This is a genomic window from Gilvimarinus xylanilyticus (assembly GCF_024195295.1).
In the GTDB taxonomy this organism is placed as follows: Bacteria; Pseudomonadota; Gammaproteobacteria; order Pseudomonadales; family Cellvibrionaceae; genus Gilvimarinus; species Gilvimarinus xylanilyticus.
Map to the genome: position 1 here is coordinate 116873 of NZ_JAMFTH010000006.1, position 15274 is coordinate 132146.

Genomic DNA, 15274 nt, shown 5'->3' on the forward strand with positions numbered 1-15274 from the left:
TTGTGTCCTGTAAAAAATTAAACGAGTGACTGTCCGTGGCGGACAAAATTGGGTTTTACAATGCTGACGGGCAGCTGCTTTTTGCGCACCTCAACCAGTGCCTGGGTGTCGGCCGCTGCGGGTACACGGGCCATGGCAATAGAGTAGCCCAAAGTGGGTGAGAATGTCCCGCTGGTAATAATGCCGGTTTGCTCGCTGCCGGGAATGATTACGGTCTGTCCGGCGCGCAGCACGCCGCGCTCTTTGAGAACCAGGCCGACCAGTTTTTCGGTGCCTGTCTCGCGGGCCTGTTCCAGTGCCGGGCGGCCGATAAATTCGCGCTCGGCGGGCTCCCAGGCGATGGTCCAACCCATGTTAGCGGCAAGAGGAAGAACGGATTCGTCCATTTCGTGGCCGTATAGGTTCATGCCAGCTTCAAGACGCAGGGTATCGCGCGCGCCCAAACCACAGGGGCTGACTCCAGCGTCCAACAGCGCCTGCCAAAGGGCGGGGGCTTGATCGCCCGGTAGCATGATTTCCACGCCGTCCTCCCCGGTATAGCCGGTGCGGCCAATAAACCAGTCTTCTACGGGCGTGCCGGTAAAGACTTTTAAACCCTCTACCGCCGTCGCCTGGGCCGGGGTAAGAGCTTGCTTGCATTTGTCCAGCGCCTGGGGGCCTTGCACCGCGATCATCGCCAGCTCGGGTTGTTCGCGAACCACCGCGTCAAACCCGGCGGCCTGTTGGTTCATCCACTCCAGGTCTTTGTCGCGCGTGGCGCAGTTGACGACCACGCGATAGCCCTGAGCCCGGTTGTAGACAATCAAATCGTCAATAACGCCGCCGGCCTGGTTGAGCATACCGCTGTAGAGCGCTTTGCCGGGCTTGTCGTCCAGCTTGGCGACGTCGTTGGCCAGAAGTTTGCGCAGGTAAGCGCGGGCATCGCTGCCGGTGACATCGACCACGGTCATGTGCGATACATCGAACATACCCGCGCCTTGGCGCACCTGGTGGTGCTCTTCAATTTGCGAGCCGTAGTTGATCGGCATGTCCCAGCCGCCAAAGTCCACCATTTTGCCGCCAGCGTCGATGTGGCTTGAGTAGAGCGGTGTTTTCAGTCCCATAGTGTCTATCCGGGTAAAAGGCCACATTTTAGGGTAGAGGCGCACGGATAACCAGTGCCGAGCCTTGTAATCTGTGTCGCAACCACCATGACATTGACATGCTATGCTGAATACCCACGTGACTCGGAGTCTGGACTGTGAAGCTGATACTTAAGCTGTTTATGCTGTTGTTACTGCTGGTGATTCTGGCAGTAGCCTTTGTGTTGTTGTTTCTCGACCCCAATGTCTTTAAGCCGCGCATTCAGGCGTTGGCCGAGCAGCAGGGCATCCACCTGGATATTGCCGGCGATTTAGAGTGGCAGTTCTGGCCCAGTCTGGGTATTGCCATTAATGATCTTTCCGTTGCCAGCGCGGTAACCCCCGACGATACCCTGGCAAGTCTGCGCAGTGCCAGCTTACTGGTGGCGACCAAGCCGTTGTTTAACGGCGAGCTGCAGGTAGAGCATGTGTTGGTGGACGGCGCCGAGTTGACGCTGGAAGCCAGTGAAGATGGCACGAAAAACTGGCAGCAGCTAAAGCCTGACGCCCAACAGCGTGAGGCGCTGGCCAATATGACCGCTGCCGAGCAGCAGCAAGCGCGCCAGAATCAGGCCGCCGACGAGGCCGACGAGGCCGACGAGCCCAGCTCCGCGCCCAATGACGACCCCGGACGCGAACTGTCGCTGGCGGTGGAGCGCATCAGCGTTACCGACAGCCAGGTGGTCTACGCCAATCGGGCCGCCGGGCAAACCCTTGGTTTTACTCTCGAGCAGCTGGAGCTGACACAGTTTAATTTGCTGGAGCAACCTTTTGGGCTCGACCTTAAGGCCCGCCTGGACATAGAGGCGCCTGAGGCCTTGCCCGCCAGCCCGGTGCCGGTACAACTGGAGTTGGGGGCGCAAATGCAGCTTGATGGGGCGCTCAGCCGGTTTACCTTAAGCGATGGCCAGCTGAGCCTGGCCTTGGGGAAAGAGCAAGTGCCTTTAACCACCCAATTTAGCGCTAGCGGTAAAGATTTACAGGGCGCCCTAAGTTATGGCGCCAGTCTGGCGGTAGAGCCCTTTGATCTCAAAGCCGTGTTTGCCAGTCTGGGGCTTGCCCTGCCAGAAACCGCTAACCCTCAGGCGCTGACTCACTTGGCGTTAAACTTGGAAGTAACCGGCGGTCCCAATGCGATTTCACTGTCGCCATTGGAAGCCACTCTGGATAGCACTCAGTTCAGTGGCGAGTTGACGGTTAGTGACTTCTCCACACAGGCGTTGGCGTTAACCCTGGTGGGCGACAAGATTAATATCGACGATTATCTGCCCCCGCCACCGCCCGAGACGGATCAGGCCAGTAGTGCTAGCTCTGCGCCGGTAGCGGGTCAACCTGCTCCTCAGAAGAATCCTTCTGCGGGTTCTGGCAGTCCCAAACCGCAGGTGGATGAAATTCCTTTGCCTCTGGATGCCATTCGCGCGTTAAACGCTCAGGTGCAGTTTGATTTTGGTGAGGCGATTGTCAACAAACTTACCTTGGAGGATCTGCGCTTGCGCATTCAGGCGAAAGACGGCGTGGTGCAACTGACCGAGGCAAGCTTAAACACCTACCAGGGCACCGCCAAAGTTCAGGGCCAGCTGGATGCCCGTGGCTCGCGCGCCACAGCTGAATTTACCGGTGACGTTACCGGCGTGCAGTTAGAGCCTTTGCTAAACGATTTGCAGCTGGAGCAAAATGTGCAGCTGACAGGCGGCTTAAACGTTAAAGCTAAGGGTGCTACGCGCGGCGCTTTTGTCTCTGACTTAGTGAAACAGCTGGACGCCGAAGCGCAGTTGAGTGGGGCTGAGGTGACCATAGCACCGCTCAATGTCGAGAAGTACTTCTGCCAGATAGTCTCGCTGGCGCGAGATGAAGTGCAAAGCGCCGACGGCGAAACCAGTCAGACCCGCAATTGGCCAGAGTTTACCGAGATGAGCGCGCTGGACGGCACGATCAAGCTGAAAAACCAAGTGATCACCGTGGAAAACTTCGAGGCCGGAGTCGAGCAGTTGTTGCTGGCCACCCAGGGGCAGGTGAACCTTGCACAGCAAACTTACGACTTTAGACTGCCGCTGACGTTGCTGGAAAAATACACCAGTGAAGAGGGCTGTGCGGTCAATAGTAACTACTGGCTTAACCGCAGTTTATCCTTGCTGCGTTGTAAAGGCTCGCTTGAGAGCTTATCGCCACTTAAAGATTGCCGCCTGGACGGCAAAGCGCTAGAGTCGCTCACCGGCGATTACGCCAAGTACCGTCTGCAAAAAGAACTAACCCGCCAGCTGGGTGGCGACAGTGAAGACGGCGAAAAAGACGATAAAACCAAAGCGGTTGAAGGCATACTGAACCGTTTATTAAATTAAGAGAGCGAATGACCGATACTTTTGCGCGCGCCGTGCTCGAATGGTTTGACGAGCACGGGCGCAAGCACCTGCCCTGGCAACAAAACATTACCCCCTATCGCGTATGGCTGTCGGAAATTATGCTGCAGCAAACGCAGGTGACAACCGTCATCCCATACTTTGAGGCGTTTACCCAGCGCTTTCCCCAGGTACAAGACCTGGCCGCAGCACCCGTGGACGATGTCTTGCACCTGTGGACCGGCCTGGGCTACTACGCCCGCGCCCGCAACTTGCACAAGTGTGCGCAGCTAGTGGTGAGCGAGCACGGCGGAGAATTCCCCGACACCGTGGAGGCACTATCGGCTTTGCCCGGTATCGGCGAGTCCACCGCCGGCGCTATTGTCAGCATCGCGTTTAAAAAACACGCCGCCATTTTAGATGGCAACGTCAAACGGGTATTGGCTCGCTACCACGCCATCGAAGGCTGGCCGGGGCAGAGCGCGCCGTTAAAAGCCCTTTGGCAGAAAGCGCGCTTGCATACCCCCAAAAAACGCTGTAACCACTATACCCAGGCGATGATGGATTTGGGCTCCATGCTGTGCACCCGCAGCAAACCCGCCTGCGAGCTTTGCCCGGTGGGCGATGGCTGCGTCGCACGCGCTACAGGAAGGCAGCTGGATTACCCGGGCAAAAAGCCCAAAAAAGACAAACCCGTTAAACAAACCTATCTGCTGATGCTGCGCGCGCCCAGCGGTGAGCTACTGTTACAGCAGCGACCGCCCACGGGTATTTGGGGCGGGTTGTGGAGCTTTCCCGAGTTGGCCCTCGACCAGAGCGTAGAAAATTATTGCCACGAGCATCACGGCGAGGCGTTAAGCCTTGAGTACTGGGATAGCTATCGCCATACCTTCAGCCATTACCACCTGGACATTACCCCCGTGCTGGTACAATTGGCCGCGCGCGGCGATAAGGTGATGGAAGGGGGCGGGACACTTTGGTATAACGTCCACCAGCCCGAGGCTGTCGGCCTGGCCGCACCGGTCAAACGGCTGCTGGAAAGCCTCGCCCAGCTCGATCCACTCTCGCAGGAGACTCTATGAGCCGCACCGTATTTTGCCGCAAGCATAAGCAAGAGCTTCCCGGCATGGCACAACCGCCGTTTCCAGGCCCCAAGGGCCAGCACATTTACGAAAATGTCAGCCAGCAAGCCTGGCAGGAATGGTTAGCGCACCAGACCATGCTGATTAACGAAAAGCAATTAAACCTGATGGATACCTCCACCCGGGTCTATCTTGGTGAACAAATGAACAACTTTTTATCCGGCGAAGACTATGACGCCGCCGAAGGCTATATTCCCCCGGAAAACAACAAATAAATTTGTTCTAAGCCCTTGACTCCTAAAGGCGCAAACGGTTTAATACGCGCCTCTTGTGAAGGGCAACCCCCGAACAAGAAATGCCCAGATAGCTCAGTCGGTAGAGCAGTGGATTGAAAATCCTCGTGTCGGTGGTTCGATTCCGCCTCTGGGCACCATAAACAAAACCTCGCCCATTTGGGCGGGGTTTTTTTATGCCCATAGGTCGGATGAGAACCACCGCTTGGTTCGACAAAACTGTCGGGAACAGTTTTGGACGCCCGAATGGGCGGGCCGAAGGCCGAGCCCCAAGGAAGGGGCGAGCATTCCGCCTCTGGACAAAAGGCTCGGTCTTCGGATCGGGCCTTTTTTGTATCCGCGGGTTGAATACTGGCGAAATCGAACCAGCTCTTTATCGTGGTTCGATTGACTCGGGGCGTCCTTGCCCCTCGCCCTTTCGGGCAGCAGAGCTGTCCAGCGCGGCGTCCTATTGAGTTGGCCGCCTCTCGACAATTGCTCCTGCATTGTTCTAATACCTGACGTCCTTGTCAGTATCGACAACTGCTCCTGCGTTATTCTACCTCCTGCGTCCTTGCCGTCGTAGGCGCCATACAAGTTAAAAGGCTCGGTCGTCGGGTCGGGCTTTTTTGTGTTTTCCGCTATTGTGCGGACGCAACCGCTTATGCGGTGGCTCGAACGAATGCGGCGTATTCGATAGCGAGCCTAGTGAAGTCCGATGTGGCCCAATAACATTGGAATTGTAGGGTTTTGGGGTTCTAGCCGTAGGCTGTATGGTCTGAATCTTAGGTTGGTGATTTCGCTTTTTGGGGATGTTTGAGGTTTGGTAGCGACGAACCCAAATTAGTTTGACAACGTTGTCTTTTGGGGGTAGTGTCCAACCTAGGGTGTAAAGTTTGGGCGCCGACGCGATACCGGGGCCCGCAAAATAATGATGAGACTGCTTCGGCGGCATAAAAGGTGTACACACATGACTGAGCAAAAATCGACACAGGCTTCGCACAGTGCTGTAGTCCCGATGACCATTGTGGCCATCCTGTTTTTTATTTTGGGTTTTGCCACCTGGCTAAACGGCTCTTTGATGCCTTATTTGCAGCAAATTTTGCGTTTAACACCGTTCCAGGCTTCGCTCATTCTATTCTCGTTTTATATTGCGGTTACGTTTACCGGTATACCTTCGGCAATCATTGTTAAAAAAGTCGGCTATAAAAATGGTATGGCCCTGGGTATGGGCACCATGATGCTCGCCGGTTTGTTGTTTATTCCCGCAGCCAAAACGCAAATGTTCGCGATGTTTTTGTTCGCCCAGTTGGTCATGGGGACGGGGCAAACACTGCTGCAAACGGCGGTTAACCCTTACGTCGTGCGTATCGGGCCCGAGGAGTCGGCAGCGGTGCGGGTCAGTATTATGGGCATTTTAAATAAGGGGGCGGGCATTTTTGCTCCCATGGTGTTTACCGCCTTGATTGTCAGCAACTTCACTGGTCTGGTGGGCCAAGAGCTGACCCAGGAAAATATTAACGATATGGCGAACAGTTTGGTGTTGCCTTATTTGGGGATGGCACTGTTTATGGGGTGTCTGGCGTTAGCGGTTAAGTTTTCGCCGTTGCCCGAGCTGGTAGATACAGAAGATCACGAGTCCGGCAAAGGTGATGTTAAAGCAGTACTGGCCCATCCCAGCTTAGTGCTGGGGGTGGTCGCCATCTTTTTGTATGTCGCAGTAGAAGTGATCGCGGGAGATACCATTGGCGCCTACGCGCTGTCTTTAGGGATTGGTAACTACAGTGTTATGACGTCGTACACCATGGCGTGTATGGTGATCGGATATATTTTGGGGATCATTCTGATTCCGCGGGTGATTTCGCAGCAGACGGCCCTGAGCTCTTCAGCTGTATTGGGTTTTGTATTGGTTCTGGCGCTAACCATGGTGGACCGTGAAAGCACGGTCATTGCCAGTGCGATTTTGGTGCCGTTTGGTGCGGGCGCAATTCCGGATACGGTGATGTTGTTGGCACTTTGTGGTTTTGCGAATGCGGTCGTGTGGCCTGCGGTATGGCCTTTGGCACTGTCGGGTTTAGGGCGATTGACCAGTGTCGGTTCAGGGTTACTGGTGATGGGGATTGCCGGTGGAGCCTTTGGCCCTGTCTTGTACAGTTTGGCATCAGGATCTTCCGGTGCCGCTGAAGGGCAGCAGCAAGGTTATTTGGTAATGCTGCCATGCTATTTGTATATTCTGTTTTACGCCCTAAAGGGGCACAAGATGGCGTGCTGGAAAAAGAGCGAAACCTCGTCTGCGGTTTCGGGTAATAGTTAATCTTTTTGTGACCGATGTTGGTGCCCGGCCTAGGCCGGGCTTTTTTGTGCCTGTAATTTTAGGGAATCTCTGATTGCTTGTTTACATAGGTCATAATGTTGCGGTAGGTGTCGGTCCAGTAGCGATCGCGGTTGCGATCCAGAAACGCTAATAGCTCTCGGTGAGCCGAGTCGCTCACTGACAGGTGATCGCCGCCAATGCCGTGAAAAATAATCTGAACTAAGCCGGCATTGGCAGTCTGTTTTTTTACGTATTGAATGAGCTCTTCGCCGCTTTCGCCGTTGGGAAGCGCAATAACGCTAAAGTCGTCAGGTAATTTTGTTTCTTCACCTTTGATGGCGATAAATAAATCTGCAACCTCCTCCAAATAATTGCCGTCAGCGGTTTGTACGTGGCCGCAGGGCGGCGTAAAGGTGCGCAGGGTTTCGCCATCAATGGCGTACAAAAAGCTGTTGGCGAGTGTGACTTCGGCGCGCATCTGTTCGCGGGTGCGTTTGTCCATGTCGTTATAGGGTTTTACCCAGGCGGTACCCGGTTGGGATTTACTGCACGGGTGATATAGCGTGTGGTTGCCCAGTTCGTGCCCCTGTGTGGCGGCTTGTCGCCATTCGCTTAAACGCTGAGGAACCACTTGCGAGGCGAGTGTGAGATAAAACGAACCTTTGAGGTTGTACTCATTGAGCGCTGGAATAGCGTTATCCAGTTGGCTGTTCAGCGCATCGTCGTAGGAAAGACTGACGGCAGCTTGCTGGTTTTGTGGCCACTGGAATTCTGCCCAGGCCAGCGTGCAACTGCACAGTAGGAGGAGAAAGAGGTTGGATTTCGATAACATATTCGTGGTTCCTTGAGGCTATTTTTTTATTGCTTTGAAGGTTGGTCGGTTGGGCGGTACGCTCAGCTCCGGTTTTACAATAATCGCCATGACCGGCGGTAGTTTTTGCAAAAGACTATTCGTGATGTCTATCTAAGTGTTTGATTCTTAAGATTTATTCATATTGGTTCGCTTTCTGCATTAGAGCGTTTAACAGTCACGATATGGATAAAGCGTATGAATATAGTAAAACAAAGCCTATCAAAGCGCCTTCTCTTGAGCTCTTGCATTGCAGCCTTGGGGTTAACCGGTTGCGGGAGCGATGATGATTCCTCATCTCCAGTAATGTCCTCTTCCAGCAGTCAAATATCGTCCAGTCAAGCTTCATCCAGCAGTAGCTCGGTTGCCGATAATACGGCTCCGGTGGTTAATGCAGGCGGTGATCAGACAGTCACCGCCGGAGACCAGGTGGATCTTTTCGCCGAGGCGAATGACGCCGATGGTGAAGTGGCATCGCTCGCCTGGGAACAGGTGTCTGGCCCGCGTGCGCCTCTGACAATTGTGGACGGCAACACCGGCCACTACCGATTTACCGCGCCTAACACTGGTGTGGATGAGACGGTTGCGATGCAGTTTCGTTTAAGTGCGACAGACGATCAGGGCGCGACCAGTGTCGACACAGTTGCAGTTACTGTCAGCCGGGTCAATCAGGCGCCGGTGGTCAATGCCGGTAATTTCCGCACGGTTAATAATTCCTCGACGGTGACGCTCTCCGCGAGCGCCTATGATCCGGATGGTGAGATTGTCAGTTATCAGTGGCAGCAGGTCGATGGGGTCTCGGTTCAGCTGAATGACGCCACAACCAGAACCGCGAGTTTTGAGTTGCCCGAGGCGGAGGGAGAGCAGCGCTTTCGCTTTACCTTGCGCGCCGAAGATAACGATGGCGTAGCGAGTACCGATGCAGTGACCATTGTTGCGACTAATGCCGACGTGCCAGTGGTGGATATTGACTTTCCGCCGGTGCAGGGCGTTTATGCCGCCGGTGAAATTGATGTATTTGGCAAGGTCGCGCTGCAAGAGGGGGCTGAGCTGAGTAAAGTTACCGTGGATGGCGGTGTGACTGCAGTTGAAGCCGACGTTGATGATGATGGTTTTTGGCGTGCAGAAAATGTGCTTCTGCCCGAAGGCTCGCAAGAGGCGCGGGTTATGGTGTCGGCTTATGATACCGATGGCCGAGTTGGCTACGCCGAATCGGCTTTAACCCTAAGTGAAGAGGGGCGCGCCGGTGGCGGTGAGCAATGGATTCAGTCGACCGCTATGGTGCTTTCACCCGCTGGCGATCAGGCTTGGGTGCTTTCATCAGGGGATCTGGAAAGCGACGTGAAGCTGATTAGCATTGATTTACAAACCGGTTATCGCTCTACAGGCATCACTGATTTTACCGATGTGTCTCAGGGTTATTCAGCCGCCAATTATACCGATATGGTGTACGCCACTGATCGCGAAATGTTTTATCTGAGTGCCTGGTCAGAGATCGAGATTGAAGATCCGGAGACGGACGCCACTTACACCGAAGCGCGTGGACACATACTGGCCGTGGATCAAAACACCGGCTCGCGCACTGAGCTCGGTGTTAACAGCGAACGCGAGGCGCCTTTAAGTGGACCGCAGGGGTTGCTGTATCGCACTGATGAGCAAGCGATTTATATTGCCGACGAGTTTGCCGGTGAAATACTAAGCTACAACCTAGAGGCCGATATAACGACGCTAATCGCAGACCAGAACACCGAAGACGAAAGTATTGATACCCCTGTGCAATTGGGTTGGGATGCACCGCGCAACCAATTGCTGGTTATGCAAAGCGGTAATGCTGGGGCGGTTGACATGATGTCACTGGATTTGAGTCAAACCCCTGCGGTCAGTCGTTTGCTGTCCCCCGGTGACTCGGTATCTTTTGGGCCAATTCCTCTGGAAACCTCGGAAGCGGTAGCGATTGACGACGTCCGCGAGCGTGCCTATGTACTGACTAAAACCGCCGACAATATCACCGCCATTAATTTGGTGTCCGGCGAGCGCAGTATTATTGTCGAAGACGTCGATCCGCGCGGCCAAGCTTCTCAGGATATGGTTTACAGCCCCGTGCAAGATCTGCTGTATGTGGTAGGCGGTGAAGATTTTTATCAGAAGTTGCAGGTTGTTGACCCGCAGAGCGGGGATAAAGTTGTCTTGAGCAGTAGTCGTTTTTAAAGTGTCTAGAATGGCAGTCATCTTGGGGGCGTAAAGCCCCCTTTTTTGTGTGTTGTGCAGAGCGAACATACGAATTTAAAGCCCACGGCGATTAAATTTTTGACTATCCTGATGCGAATAGCGCACAGAGGAGGGGGCCCGCCTTTAGAAGAAAATCGCCCAGTGCGGGAAAATACCTCTGAATTTACAGATTGACCACTTCAGACGCTGCCACAGGTGAAACCCTCGCTGCCACTGGCTTTACCGAGCAAAGGCTTGTAGCATGACGGAAGGCGCAATATTCAACATAAAAGATTGATCATGACAAACTCTATTCAGCCATCCGATTATCGCGAACTTCCCTGTGACGCGTGTACTCGAGGCCAAGCCCTGGGCTTTGACTTTTCGATGGCGTTTCAGCCTATCGTCGATGTTTCTACCCGTACCGTGATGGGCTACGAAGCTCTTTGCCGGGGCCTTAACGGCGAAGGCGCGGGCCAGGTAATGTCCCAGGTGGATGATTCCAATCTGTACCGCTTTGATCAAACCTGTCGGGTTAAAGCTATCGCTCTGGCGGCGCAATTAAAGCTGCGGGGCTATCTCAGTATTAATTTTTTGCCCAACGCGGTCTATCGCCCCGAGCTTTGTATTCGTACCACCCTGGCCGCCGCACGCGAACACAATTTTCCGGTCGAGCGCATTATGTTTGAGATTACCGAGGCAGAAAAGGTCAGCGATTCGGCGCACCTGCGCCGCATTGTTGACTATTACCAGCGCAGCGGCTTTACCACTGCGCTAGACGACTTTGGTGCGGGCTATGCGGGGCTTAATTTACTTGCGAGCTTTCACCCCGATGTGTTGAAGTTGGATCGCGAATTGATCAGCGGGGTTGATGAAGCGCCGGTTAAAAAAATTATATTGCGGCACACGCTTGCTATGTGTCGCGACCTGGACATTATACCTTTGGCCGAAGGCGTAGAGACTCGCGCCGAGTTCGATACCTTGGTGGCTATGGGGGTCGAGCGTTTTCAGGGGTACTTCTTTGCCCGTCCGGGATTTGAGGCTTTGCCCGAGGTTAACTGGCCTTTGTAATATCGGTCTATTACCTATTTGGGAGAAAATTCTTTTCAGTTGCTCTCTCAGCTATATTTCATAGTGTGATATTTACAATTCCTTGCGCTGTTTCGGGGCGCATTTTCAACCCTCTCTGCCCGCTTGCACTGCTTTTGCCGTTTTTTTGCGTTTCGGACGTTGATTTCTGCGTTGGAACAACCCTTGCGTAGCGTCTAGTATCAAACAGTGAATTAAGTCACTTGCCGAAACAGATAGTGGAGCTTTATGACCCAAGACTGGCAGCAGCTGATGAGCGAGGCCCAGCGTATGCGGCGGCAACTGCACGCCGCTCCCGAGCTGGGATGGCAGGAAACCGGCACCGCCGAGGTGATCCGCGCAGAATTGACGCGTTTGGGTATTGAGTGGCGGGCCTGCGCCCAAACCGGCACCGTGGCTACCCTTAATGCCCAAGCGAAAGGTGAGCACATTGCCTTGCGCGGCGATATCGATGCATTACCCATTATCGAGCGTACCGATGTACCCTGGCAGTCTGCCCATGACGGCTGCATGCACGCTTGCGGTCACGACGGCCATACGGCCACCCTGTTGGCGTCCGCCGCTTGGTTAAAACGGGTAGAGTCTCAGCTATCCGGTCCAGTCACCCTTATCTTTCAGCCCGCCGAAGAGGGCGGCCATGGCGCGCGCGAAATGATTAGCGATGGCGCCCTGGAAGGCGTGGATAAAATCTACGGTTGGCACAACTGGCCCGCCATCGAGTTCGGAAAGCTTTTGTGCCCCGATGGTATTGTCATGTGCGGTAACGGCACCTTCGAGATTACCCTAACGGGGGTGGGCGGCCACGCGAGTCAGCCCGAGTTGTGCCGCGATCCGGTGCTGGCCGCCAGTGCGCTGGTGCAGGCGCTGCAGCAAATCGTTAGTCGCCGTCTTGCGCCACAACAGGCTACCGTGGTCAGTATTACTTCTATCAATGCGCCCAGTGCGCCGACAGTTATTCCCGAGCGAGCGGTTATTGGCGGCAGTATTCGAGTATCCGACACTCGAGCGCGCGATCAGGTCAATCAATTAATCGAATCGATTAGCCACCAGGTGGCCGCCAGCTACGATGTGGGGTGCGATGTAAAAATCATTCCCCGCTATCACGCCACCATTAACCATGCCCGCGAGGCTGCGAATGTGCGCCACGCCTGGACGGCACTTAATGGCGAGATGTCATTAGACTGCAAAAGTTTAGTGCCCATTATGGCGTCAGAGGATTTTAGTTATTACTTGCGGGAAATTCCCGGCGCTTTTGCGCTAATTGGCGCCGACGATGGGGGAACTCATCATCGCCATCCCTGCCACAGTCCCTACTACGATTTTAACGACCGCTTGTTAGAGCCGGTCACCCGTTTATACAGCCAACTGGTTGGAGCACCTTTACCCGATTGATTTAAAAACCCCATAAAACACTGCGACACGCGTGACTAAGGAGAAAGCTATATGAGCATATTTGAACAGCGTGAGTCTGAAATTCGCGGTTACTGCCGCGTCTATCCCGTAGTTTTTGATACTGCCAGCAATGCCAGGCAAAAAGATGATCAAGGGAACGAGTACATCGATTTTTTTGCCGGCGCTGGGGTGCTGAATTTTGGTCACAATAACGAGCGAATGAAGCGGGCGGTTATCGATTACATCGAAAGGGACGGGGTAACCCACCACCTGGATATGCACAGCACCGCGAAACAGACGTTTATGGAAAGCTTTGCCAAAACCATTCTCGAGCCTCGCGATATGCCTCATAAAATGCAGTTTATGGGGCCCACCGGCACAAACGCGGTAGAGGCGGCGTTAAAGATTGCCCGTCGCGCCACCGGGCGGACCGAAATAGTCGCCTTTACTCACGGTTTTCACGGTATGACGTTAGGGGCTTTGGCTTGCACTGCCAACCAGGCGTTTCGGGGTGCGGCCGGAGTACCTTTGAATCACGTTTCCCATTTCCCGTTCGGCGCCGAGAAGCACACCAGCGATAATCCGCTGAGTGGTGGCAAGGATGTGATTGAGCAGCTGCGCGTGCTCTATCGCGACGGTTCCAGTGGCTTTTTGCCGCCCGCTGCCTTTTTGGTTGAGACCATACAAGCCGAGGGCGGCGTGAATGTGGCCGATAAAAAATGGCTGCAAGATTTGCAGGCGCTGGCCCGCGAAGTGGGTGCGCTTTTGATTCTGGATGACATTCAGGCTGGTTGTGGTCGCACTGGTTCTTTCTTTAGTTTTGATGACTATGACATTGACCCTGACGTTATTTGCCTGGCCAAAGGTTTGGGTGGCTGGGGAACGCCCATTGCCATGAACCTAGTAAAACCTGAGGTGGATAAACACTGGAAGCCCGGTGAGCATACCGGCACCTTCCGGGGGCAGGCTTTAAGTTTTGTGGCCGGTAACGAAGCGATCGCCTATTTTGACGATGCAAGCTTTTTGCAGGGTGTTCGCCACAAAGGCGAAACCATGCTGAAAAAAGTATCGCCGCTGGAAGACAAATTTTCCAAAGTTCAGGTGCGCGGTAAAGGCATGATGCTGGGGGTAGATGTCGGTTCGGGAGACAACGCCAAGCAAATAGTCGCCGATTGTTTTGCCGATGGCTTGCTGGTGGCGGCCTGCGGTTCCGGTGGTCGGGTGGTTAAACTGATTCCGCCGCTCACCATACCCGAGGAAGACTTACAAACTGGGTTGGCCACTTTTGTACGCCATGTGGAAAAAGTGATGGAGGCCGCGTCATGATTCAACGTGATGATATGACTTTTCCGTTCGAGGAGTATGAGCGCCGCCTGGGTGAGTTGCGTACCCGAATTGCCGAGCGGCATCTGGATGCGGTAGTGATTACAGACCCGGAAAATATTATGTATTTAACGGATTACCAAACCACCGGTTATTCGTTTTTCCAGGCTTTGGTGGTGCCGCTCGAACAAGAGCCCTTTATGATTACCCGGGCCATGGAAGAGTCCAACGTATTTGCCCGCACTTGGGTTGAGCGTACGCGGCCTTACCCTGACACTGGCGGCGCCATTCAAATGCTGGTGGATGCCCTCCGTGAATTCGGTTTGGCGAATAAGCGTATCGGTTATGAGCGCAATAGCTATTTCTTTCCTGCGTATCAGCAGGATTTTATTCACACCACCTTAACCGACGGCAAACTTTTAGATTGCTTTGGCATTGTGGAAGAGGGGCGGGTCTGTAAATCGCCCCTGGAAATAGACGTTATGCGCAAAGCCGCGCGCGCCACCGAGGCGGGTATGCAGGCAGGTATTGAGGCCTGTAAAGCCGGCGCCACCGAAAATGAAATCGGTGCCGCCATCAGTGCGGGAATGTTTCGCGCCGGCGGCGAGCCACCAGCGGTAATGCCCTATGTCACCTCGGGTCCACGCACCATGATTGGCCACGCCACTTGGGAGGGCCGTGTGGTGCAACCCGGCGAGCATGTGTTTTTAGAAGTGGGGGGCTGCTACCGGCGCTACCACACCGCCATGATGCGTACCGTGGTGCTGGGCGATTTAACCGACTCTATGTACAAGGCCCAAGAGAAAATGAAGCAGGCACTGTCCATGGTGCACAATTATTTTCAGCCGGGAATGACAGTTTCCGATGCGGATAATTTAATACGCAATATTATTTCCGATAATGATATCGGTGCGCGCTTAGTGACTCGCTCGGGTTACGCCATCGGCATTGCCTTCCCGCCCAGTTGGGACGAGGGCTATATGGTCAGTTTAAAACAGGGTGAATCCGCGGTACTCAAAGAGGGCATGACCTTCCATATTATTCCCTGGATGTGGGGCGTGGATGGCGATAAGACCTGCGGTATTTCCGACACCATTCACGTGACCTCAGAGGGCTGTGAATCCTTTTTTTCCGTGGATCAGGATTTTACGGTTAAACCCGATCAAGGTTCCAGTATTGCCAAGCTGGATTCCCATCGCAATAAGTCGGAAAAAGCGGATAGTAAGTCGGACAAAAAGGCCAAAGCGTCGAGTGCCGAATCATCCGAACCCCAGAGCTAGGAGGTTT

At 54.2% G+C, this 15274-nt stretch carries 11 protein-coding genes and 1 tRNA gene; 10 read left to right on the forward strand and 2 right to left on the reverse strand.

The window, feature by feature from the left end; translation table 11 throughout:
* Positions 1-17 precede the first annotated feature (17 nt).
* Positions 18-1103, reverse strand: a complete 1086-nt coding sequence (gene gcvT / locus M6D89_RS15345) for a glycine cleavage system aminomethyltransferase GcvT (protein ID WP_253968976.1) — start codon at positions 1101-1103, stop codon at positions 18-20.
* 137 nt (positions 1104-1240) lie between these two features.
* On the opposite strand from gcvT, the gene M6D89_RS15350 reads away from it, so the two are divergent.
* From M6D89_RS15350 to nagP, 5 genes are all read left to right on the forward strand, one after another.
* On the forward strand, positions 1241-3460 hold the full coding sequence (locus M6D89_RS15350; protein ID WP_253968977.1) for an AsmA family protein: 2220 nt from the start codon (positions 1241-1243) through the stop codon (positions 3458-3460).
* 8 nt (positions 3461-3468) lie between these two features.
* Positions 3469-4539 (forward strand): A/G-specific adenine glycosylase, encoded by a 1071-nt coding sequence (gene mutY / locus M6D89_RS15355; protein WP_253968978.1) that lies wholly within the window; start codon positions 3469-3471, stop codon positions 4537-4539.
* Entirely contained in the window at positions 4536-4814 is a 279-nt protein-coding gene (locus M6D89_RS15360) for an oxidative damage protection protein (RefSeq protein ID WP_253968979.1), read from the forward strand. Before mutY ends, M6D89_RS15360 begins: the two co-directional genes overlap by 4 nt.
* Before the next feature lie 82 nt (positions 4815-4896).
* Positions 4897-4972, forward strand: a tRNA-Phe gene (locus M6D89_RS15365).
* Positions 4973-5781: 809 nt separating this feature from the next.
* Positions 5782-7125 (forward strand): N-acetylglucosamine MFS transporter NagP, encoded by a 1344-nt coding sequence (gene nagP, locus M6D89_RS15370; protein WP_253968980.1) that lies wholly within the window; start codon positions 5782-5784, stop codon positions 7123-7125.
* Between the two features lie 58 nt (positions 7126-7183).
* On the opposite strand, the gene M6D89_RS15375 is transcribed toward nagP, so the two are convergent.
* Positions 7184-7957: a polysaccharide deacetylase family protein gene (locus M6D89_RS15375; protein WP_253968981.1), complete on the reverse strand. Its 774-nt coding sequence runs from the start codon at positions 7955-7957 to the stop codon at positions 7184-7186.
* Between the two features lie 216 nt (positions 7958-8173).
* Between M6D89_RS15375 and M6D89_RS15380 the strand changes: the two genes are divergently transcribed.
* The 5 genes from M6D89_RS15380 (at position 8174) to doeA (ending at position 15267) form a co-directional block, all read left to right on the forward strand.
* Positions 8174-10183 carry a PKD domain-containing protein gene (locus M6D89_RS15380; protein ID WP_253968982.1) on the forward strand — a complete coding sequence of 670 codons (2010 nt, stop codon included), beginning with the start codon at positions 8174-8176 and terminating at the stop codon, positions 10181-10183.
* Positions 10184-10483: 300 nt separating this feature from the next.
* Complete coding sequence (locus tag M6D89_RS15385; RefSeq protein ID WP_253968983.1) at positions 10484-11254, forward strand: EAL domain-containing protein; 771 nt, start codon at positions 10484-10486, stop codon at positions 11252-11254.
* 246 nt (positions 11255-11500) lie between these two features.
* The gene (gene doeB2, locus M6D89_RS15390; protein WP_253968984.1) at positions 11501-12664 is read left to right on the forward strand and encodes a N(2)-acetyl-L-2,4-diaminobutanoate deacetylase DoeB2; all 1164 of its coding nucleotides are present in this window, start codon (positions 11501-11503) and stop codon (positions 12662-12664) included.
* A 51-nt stretch (positions 12665-12715) separates the two neighbouring features.
* A complete protein-coding gene (locus M6D89_RS15395; RefSeq protein ID WP_253968985.1) occupies positions 12716-13990 on the forward strand; it encodes an aspartate aminotransferase family protein in 1275 nt (424 codons plus the stop codon).
* A complete protein-coding gene (gene doeA / locus M6D89_RS15400) occupies positions 13987-15267 on the forward strand; it encodes an ectoine hydrolase (RefSeq protein WP_253968986.1) in 1281 nt (426 codons plus the stop codon). The genes M6D89_RS15395 and doeA overlap by 4 nt, the downstream gene beginning before the upstream one ends.
* Positions 15268-15274 lie beyond the last annotated feature (7 nt).

What these genes read in the sequence shown, in the direction of transcription:
- nagP (WP_253968980.1), top strand. Translation starts at nt 5,782, where the DNA reads ATGACTGAGCAAAAATCGACACAGGCTTCGCACAGTGCTGTAGTCCCG.
- M6D89_RS15385 (WP_253968983.1), top strand. Translation starts at nt 10,484, where the DNA reads ATGACAAACTCTATTCAGCCATCCGATTATCGCGAACTTCCCTGTGAC.
- M6D89_RS15380 (WP_253968982.1), top strand. Translation starts at nt 8,174, where the DNA reads ATGAATATAGTAAAACAAAGCCTATCAAAGCGCCTTCTCTTGAGCTCT.
- M6D89_RS15395 (WP_253968985.1), top strand. Translation starts at nt 12,716, where the DNA reads ATGAGCATATTTGAACAGCGTGAGTCTGAAATTCGCGGTTACTGCCGC.
- M6D89_RS15360 (WP_253968979.1), top strand. Translation starts at nt 4,536, where the DNA reads ATGAGCCGCACCGTATTTTGCCGCAAGCATAAGCAAGAGCTTCCCGGC.
- M6D89_RS15375 (WP_253968981.1), bottom strand. Translation starts at nt 7,957, where the DNA reads ATGTTATCGAAATCCAACCTCTTTCTCCTCCTACTGTGCAGTTGCACG.
- doeB2 (WP_253968984.1), top strand. Translation starts at nt 11,501, where the DNA reads ATGACCCAAGACTGGCAGCAGCTGATGAGCGAGGCCCAGCGTATGCGG.
- doeA (WP_253968986.1), top strand. Translation starts at nt 13,987, where the DNA reads ATGATTCAACGTGATGATATGACTTTTCCGTTCGAGGAGTATGAGCGC.
- mutY (WP_253968978.1), top strand. Translation starts at nt 3,469, where the DNA reads ATGACCGATACTTTTGCGCGCGCCGTGCTCGAATGGTTTGACGAGCAC.
- gcvT (WP_253968976.1), bottom strand. Translation starts at nt 1,103, where the DNA reads ATGGGACTGAAAACACCGCTCTACTCAAGCCACATCGACGCTGGCGGC.